The following is a 6,919-nucleotide window of genomic DNA, read 5'->3' as shown; positions in this document are numbered from 1 at the left end:
CAACTCGGTGGCCGAGTCGTTCTTCAGCAGCTTGAAGAAGGAACGAATCCGGGGCAAGGTCTATCCGTCACGGAACGATGCCAGGTCAGACGTGTTCGACTACATCGAGGTGTTCTACAACCGACAGCGCCGCCACGGGCACAATGGCGGCCTGTCTCCCATGGCTTTCGAGGAAGCTCACCCAACTCGATCGCTGTAACTGTCTACAGAACCGGGGACGTACCATCCTGTATGTGGGGTTCGCTGTCTATTTGCGGTGGAAGCATGGGCCCGCCCCCAAGCGTAAGACTGATGAGGGGCGAAAGCGGCACCCCAAAACGAGCAGGCGAAAGCGATAATCGTAATCTGCTCTTAATGCTGGTGATCGAGGATTCATGTAAACTTCGGCGACGGCCCAGCCGTTAGTACTTCAACCCCAAGCCCCCCGCACAGTCTCCCAAGGAATGCGACGTTTCGTTCTGATCTTCGTGCTGCTCATTTTGCCGTTCCAGTTTTCCTGGGCGGCAGCGGCACGCTATTGTCAGCACGAGAAAGCCACGGCCACTTGGCACCTTGGGCACCACGAGCATCGTCATCAGCAGCCGGAAGGTAAAACGGATGCCGAGAAAAAGCCATTCGTGGATACAGACTGCGGGGTATGCCATCTGGTCTCCCTCCCGTTCGTCTATGGACAGACGCAGGACGTGTTGATAGCGAATCGGGTAGAAGTGACCGATACTCAACATGCGTCCGAGTTCTCGTCTCTGAATGCCAGGGCTCCCGACCGTCCTCAGTGGCAGCGTCTCGCTTGATCGGCGAGACGACGACTCTTTTTCTCCTTTCGTCTCTCGCCGAATTCTCCTGGTCACATACCTTGGTGCAATTCGATGCGAAGACTATTTCTGCCGCTCGGGCTGGCGGTAGCATTTCTCAGCCCAAACTTTGCCGTAGCGCAATCTGACACCGGCACGTCCATGGTGCCCGTCTTCCCAAGGGAAGCGGCGGGACCGTTGACCCTCGAGGCCGCGTTGTCGCTGGCGGCAGGAAGCAATTTCAACCTGTCCGCCGCCGCCAAGGAACTCGATTCCACAGAAGGTGGGATCATGCAGGCCCGGGTTATTCCGAACCCGGAACTCCAGACGCTGGTCGAGGACACGCGGAAATCCACCCGTACATCCACCGCCCAGATGAATATCCCCATCGAACTGGGCGGCAAGCGCTCGGCTCGTATCAATGCCGCGGAAAGGACGCGCGAACTGGCGCAGGCAACGCTGGCTGGCGTTCGCGGTGACATTCGGGCGCAGGTAATCGAGAGCTTTTTTTCCGTCTTGATCGCACAGGAACGCGTCAAGCTGGCAACTGGCTCCGCGGATATCGCTGCGAGGGGCGCGCAAGCCGCTTCACGCCGCGTCGCGGCCGGCAAGATCTCCCCGGTTGACGAAACTAAGGCACGTGTCGAACAGGCCAACGCCGAACTTGAATTGGCCGAAGCAACGGCGAGCCTGCAGTCCGCCCGTCAGGCGTTGACGGCGTTGTGGGGCAATGCATCGCCGCAGTTTACCGAAGCACAGGGCAATCTGGACGCGCTGCCATCCAGGCCGGCGCCTGAACTCCTTCTGAAGGAGCTGGAAAACTCACCGCTGGTGGCCGCAAGCCGCGCTGAACTTGACCGCCGCCAGGCATTGGTGGGCGTTGAGCGCAGCCGCCAGTATCCGGATCTGACAGTCAGTCTGGGTGCCAAGCGAGATACAGAAGCCAACCGCAACATGGCGGTGATCGGTGTGGCGATCCCGTTGCCGATTTTTGACCGGAATCAGGGCAACTTGTATTCGGCCATTCGCCAGGCGGACAAGGCCCAGGATGAATATCTGGCCAATCGCATCAGCCTGACCCGAAATCTCCTGATGGCATCGAACCAGCTGTCGGTATCGCGCGCCTCGGCACAAACGCTGAAGCAGACCGTCTTGCCAGGCGCCGAGCAAGCCTTCAACGCGGCGACCATTGGCTTCGAGGCCGGCAAGTTCAATTATCTGGACGTCCTGGATGCCCAGCGCACGCTGTTCCAGGCACGCATCCGCTATCTCGGCGTGCTTGGACAAACCTATCAGGCGGCGACCACGATCGATCGCATTCTGGGACGTTAAGACGGGATTCATAAAACATGGCTATTTCGAACAAACAAAAGGCTGCCATTGCGGCCATCGTACTGGTGGGCGGCGTCGCGACTGGTGGCGTTCTGCTGAGCGGGCGCTCTGCGCCGGAAGAGCAGGGTGGGCACTCGGAATCCAAGGGGCATGGCGACACCGAGCACCATGGCAAGCAGGCGGCGGAAGCCGACCACAAGGATGACAAGTCACACGGCGACGGCGAGCATCACGAGGTCAAGAAGGGCCCCAATGGTGGCGCGCTCTTTTCGCGTGATGGCTATGACGTCGAAATTGGCACGGCCGAATCCAAGGGCGAGGCCCGTATTCGGCTCTGGGTTAGCAAGTCTGGGAAGGCGGTGGCAAATGGCGTGGCAGCGACAGGCCAGCTCGTGCGGGCTACGGGCGAGTCTCAAGCGCTCAAGTTCGTGGTGTCTGGCGACGCGCTGGAAAGCCAACAGCCAGTTGCCGAGCCCCATGTCTTTGACGTGACCGCAAATGTGACCTTGCCCGGTTCGTCTTCGCCACTCGCCGTGCGGCTCTCGAAAGAGGAAGGCAAGATTGAGTTGACAGCGGACCAGCTGGCCAAGACAGGGGTAGTGGTTCAAACCGCGGGCTCGGCAAAGGTCCAGGCTGGCGTCCAGTTCCCCGGCGAAATCCGTTTCAACGAAGACAAGACAGCCCACGTGGTGCCGCGACTGGCTGGCGTCGTAGAGAGCGTTCCGGCCAATATTGGGCAACAGGTTAAGAAGGGACAGGTTCTCGCGGTCATCGCGAGCACCGGACTTTCTGACCAGCGCAGCGAACTGCTCGCAGCACAGAAACGTCTGGATCTGGCGCGTGTCACTTATGACCGCGAGAAGAAGCTCTGGGAACAGAAGATCTCTGCGGAGCAAGATTATCTGAGCGCCCGCAACGCGCTGCAGGAAGCGCAGATCAGTGTCCAGAACGCGCAGCAGAAGCTGACCGCCATTGGCGCCAGCAACAGCTCGACGGCACTCAATCGCTACGAGCTGCGCGCACCGTTCGACGGCATGATCGTTGAAAAGCATATCTCGCTTGGGGAAGCGGTGGCGGACAACGCCAACGTGTTCACGCTGTCGGATCTGTCGTCCGTCTGGGCCGAGTTCGTGGTGTCTGCCAAGGATGTCGAGCGGGTGCGCATCGGCGAAAAGGCGTCGATCAATTCGGCATCGTCCGATGTGAAGGCAGATGGCACCGTTTCATACGTGGGTTCGCTGCTGGGCGAGCAGACGCGGACGGCGAAGGCCCGCGTAACATTGACCAATCCACAGATGGCTTGGCGACCGGGTCTCTTCGTCACGGTCGACGTATTCGGTGCTGATGTCGAGGTGCCCGTTGCGGTGAAGACCGAGGCCGTCCAGGACGTCAATGGCGAGAGCGTAGTCTTTGTCGCGGTTCAAGGTGGATTCGTGCCGCAGCCGGTGAAGGTCGGCCGGACAAACGGCAAGGTCATCGAGATTGTCGAGGGCCTGAAGCCGGGCGCACGTTACGCCGCCGCCAACAGTTTTGTTCTGAAGGCCGAACTTGGCAAATCCAGCGCCGAACACGGCCATTGATACGGGGGAAACAGCAATGTTTGAACGTATCATTAGTTTCGCCATCCAGCAGCGATGGCTGGTCCTGCTCGCCGTGTTTGGAATGGCCGGGTTAGGGATTTTCAGCTACAACCGACTACCGATCGACGCGGTCCCTGACATTACCAACGTTCAGGTTCAGGTCAATACCTCGGCACCAGGCTATTCACCGCTCGAAACCGAACAGCGTGTTACGTATCCGATCGAGGTCGTGATGGCCGGCCTGCCGGGACTCGAACAGACGCGTTCCCTGTCCCGCTATGGCTTGTCGCAGGTGACGGTCATCTTCAAGGATGGCACGGACGTCTATTTCGCGCGCCAACTCGTCAACCAGCGCATCCAGGAAGCCAAGGACAATCTGCCTGAAGGCGTTGTGCCGGCGATGGGGCCTATTTCGACCGGCCTCGGGGAGATCTATCTATGGACCGTTGAAGCCGAAGAGGGTGCTCGCAAAGCTGACGGGACTGCCTATACGCCGACAGATTTGCGCGAAATCCAGGATTGGGTGGTACGGCCGCAACTGCGTAACGTGCCCGGTGTCACCGAGATCAATACTATCGGTGGTTTCAACAAGCAGTACCTGGTCGCGCCGAGTCTTGAACGGCTAGCGTCGTACGGGCTGACGCTGACCGACGTCGTCAATGCGCTGAACAAGAACAACGACAACGTGGGTGCGGGCTACATCGAGCGTAGGGGCGAGCAGTATCTGGTTCGTGCGCCGGGTCAGGTTGCGTCCGAAGACGACATCCGCAACATTATTGTCGGTACAGCGCAGGGGCAGCCGATCCGCATTCGCGACATCGGGGATGTGGAGATTGGCAAGGAACTGCGTACCGGTGCGGCAACCGAGAATGGCAAGGAAGTTGTGCTGGGCACGGTATTCATGCTCATCGGCGAAAACAGCCGGGCTGTGTCAAAAGCGGTCGATGAAAAGGTCGCTTCCATTAACCGTACGATGCCGGAAGGTGTGAAGATCGTAACGGTATACGACCGGACACGTCTGGTCGACAAGGCCATTGCGACCGTCAAGAAGAACCTTCTTGAAGGCGCGGTGCTCGTCATCGTAATTCTGTTCCTTTTCCTGGGTAACATCCGCGCGGCGCTGATTACCGCGACGATCATTCCGCTGGCGATGTTGTTCACCTTCACGGGGATGGTGAACTACAAGATCAGTGCGAACCTGATGAGCTTGGGCGCGCTCGACTTCGGCATCATCATCGATGGCGCGGTGGTGATTGTCGAAAACTGTGTGAGGCGACTGGCGCATGCGCAGGAACACCATGGCCGGCCATTGACGCGCTCCGAGCGGTTCCATGAGGTGTTTGCCGCAGCGAAGGAGGCGCGTCGCCCACTGATCTTCGGTCAGCTCATCATTATGATCGTCTACCTGCCGATCTTTGCGCTGACGGGGGTGGAAGGCAAGATGTTCCACCCGATGGCGTTCACGGTCGTCCTGGCGCTGCTGGGCGCGATGATTCTGTCCGTGACGTTCGTTCCGGCTGCGGTCGCCTTGTTCATCGGCGAACGGGTGGCCGAGAAAGAAAATCGTCTCATGCTCTGGGCGAAGCGTCGCTACGAGCCGCTGCTGGAAAAGTCGCTCGCGAACACGGCCGTTGTATTGACGTTTGCCGCGGTGTCAATTGTTCTGTGCGTGGCCATTGCGGCCCGCCTGGGCAGCGAGTTCATCCCCAATCTGAACGAAGGCGACATTGCCATCCAGGCGCTGCGCATTCCTGGCACGAGCCTGTCGCAGTCCGTGGAGATGCAGAAGACGATCGAGACGACCCTCAAGGCAAAATTCCCCGAAATCGAGCGCGTGTTTGCGCGGACAGGTACGGCGGAGATTGCATCCGATCCGATGCCGCCGAATATTTCGGATGGCTACATCATGCTCAAGCCTGAGAAGGATTGGCCAGAGCCGAAGAAAACACATGCCGAACTGCTGTCCGCCATCCAGGAGGAAGCCGGCAAGATCCCCGGGAACAACTACGAGTTCTCCCAACCGATCCAGCTGCGGTTCAACGAGCTGATCTCCGGGGTCCGCTCGGACGTCGCAGTCAAGATCTTCGGCGATGACAACAACGTGCTCAGCGAGACGGCGAAGAAGGTATCGGCCGTGCTGCAGGGCATCCCCGGCGCGCAGGAGGTGAAGGTAGAACAGACCACCGGCTTGCCGATGCTGACGGTCAAGATCGATCGGGAGAAGGCGGCGCGATACGGGCTTAACATGAGCGACGTGCAAGACGCGGTGGCAACGGGCGTCGGAGGCCGTGATTCCGGAACCTTCTTCCAGGGCGATCGTCGTTTCGATATCGTGGTCCGCCTGCCCGAAGCTGTGCGCGGCGAGGTCGAGGCTCTGCGCCGATTGCCGATTCCGTTGCCAAAAGGAGTGGACGCGAGAACGACGTTTATCCCATTGAGCGAGGTGGCGACGCTGGAAATGGCGCCCGGCCCGAACCAGATCTCGCGCGAGAACGGCAAGCGCCGCATCGTGATCAGTGCCAACGTTCGTGGACGTGATATTGGTTCATTCGTGCCCGAGGCGGAAGCGGCTATCCAAAGCCAGGTCAAGATCCCGGCTGGCTACTGGATGACATGGGGTGGCACCTTTGAGCAACTGCAGTCCGCCACCACCCGCCTGCAGGTGGTAGTGCCGGTGGCGCTGTTGCTGGTCTTCGTACTGTTGTTTGCGATGTTCAACAACATCAAGGATGGCTTGCTAGTCTTCACGGGCATTCCCTTTGCGCTGACTGGCGGGATTCTTGCCCTGTGGATACGCGGCATTCCGATGTCCATTACTGCAGCGGTGGGCTTCATCGCGCTGTGCGGGGTGGCGGTGCTCAATGGTCTGGTGATGCTGTCGTTTATCCGATCGCTGCGCGAAGAAGGGCATTCCCTCGACAGCGCGGTCCGAGTTGGCGCCCTGACGCGACTGCGTCCGGTGCTGATGACGGCCCTGGTGGCATCCCTGGGTTTCGTGCCGATGGCCATCGCCACCGGTACGGGCGCTGAGGTGCAACGTCCCCTCGCAACGGTGGTAATCGGTGGCATCTTGTCGTCCACGGCGCTGACCCTACTGGTGTTGCCGGTGCTCTATCGACTTGCTCACCGCAAGGATGAGGACGCGGAAGATACTCGCGAGCCAGTCACTCAGACGCATCAACCGGATCAAGGCCGCCAGCCTGCATGACGTAAATC

5 protein-coding genes are annotated in these 6,919 nt (G+C 59.7%); all 5 read left to right on the top strand.

What is annotated here, in order from left to right; all coding sequences use genetic code 11:
• The coding region (locus BEK68_RS21770) for an IS3 family transposase (protein ID WP_139111372.1) at window positions 1–199 on the top strand (199 nt) is incomplete at its 5' end.
• A gap of 244 nt (window positions 200–443) precedes the next feature.
• Entirely contained in the window at window positions 444–791 is a 348-nt protein-coding gene (gene czcI, locus BEK68_RS25620; protein WP_137924345.1) for a CDF family cobalt-zinc-cadmium transporter CzcI, read from the top strand.
• Between the two features lie 75 nt (window positions 792–866).
• Complete coding sequence (czcC, locus tag BEK68_RS21760; RefSeq protein WP_004635338.1) at window positions 867–2,123, top strand: heavy metal efflux RND transporter CzcC; 1,257 nt, start codon at window positions 867–869, stop codon at window positions 2,121–2,123.
• A 17-nt stretch (window positions 2,124–2,140) separates the two neighbouring features.
• Window positions 2,141–3,703 (top strand): heavy metal efflux RND transporter CzcB, encoded by a 1,563-nt coding sequence (gene czcB / locus BEK68_RS21755; RefSeq protein ID WP_004635340.1) that lies wholly within the window; start codon window positions 2,141–2,143, stop codon window positions 3,701–3,703.
• 16 nt (window positions 3,704–3,719) lie between these two features.
• On the top strand, window positions 3,720–6,911 hold the full coding sequence (gene czcA, locus BEK68_RS21750; protein ID WP_004635342.1) for a heavy metal efflux RND transporter CzcA: 3,192 nt from the start codon (window positions 3,720–3,722) through the stop codon (window positions 6,909–6,911).
• Window positions 6,912–6,919 lie beyond the last annotated feature (8 nt).

Source organism: Ralstonia pickettii (assembly GCF_001699815.1).
GTDB classification, from domain to species: Bacteria; Pseudomonadota; Gammaproteobacteria; order Burkholderiales; family Burkholderiaceae; genus Ralstonia; species Ralstonia thomasii.
This window is presented reverse-complemented; position numbering and strand designations above follow the sequence as displayed.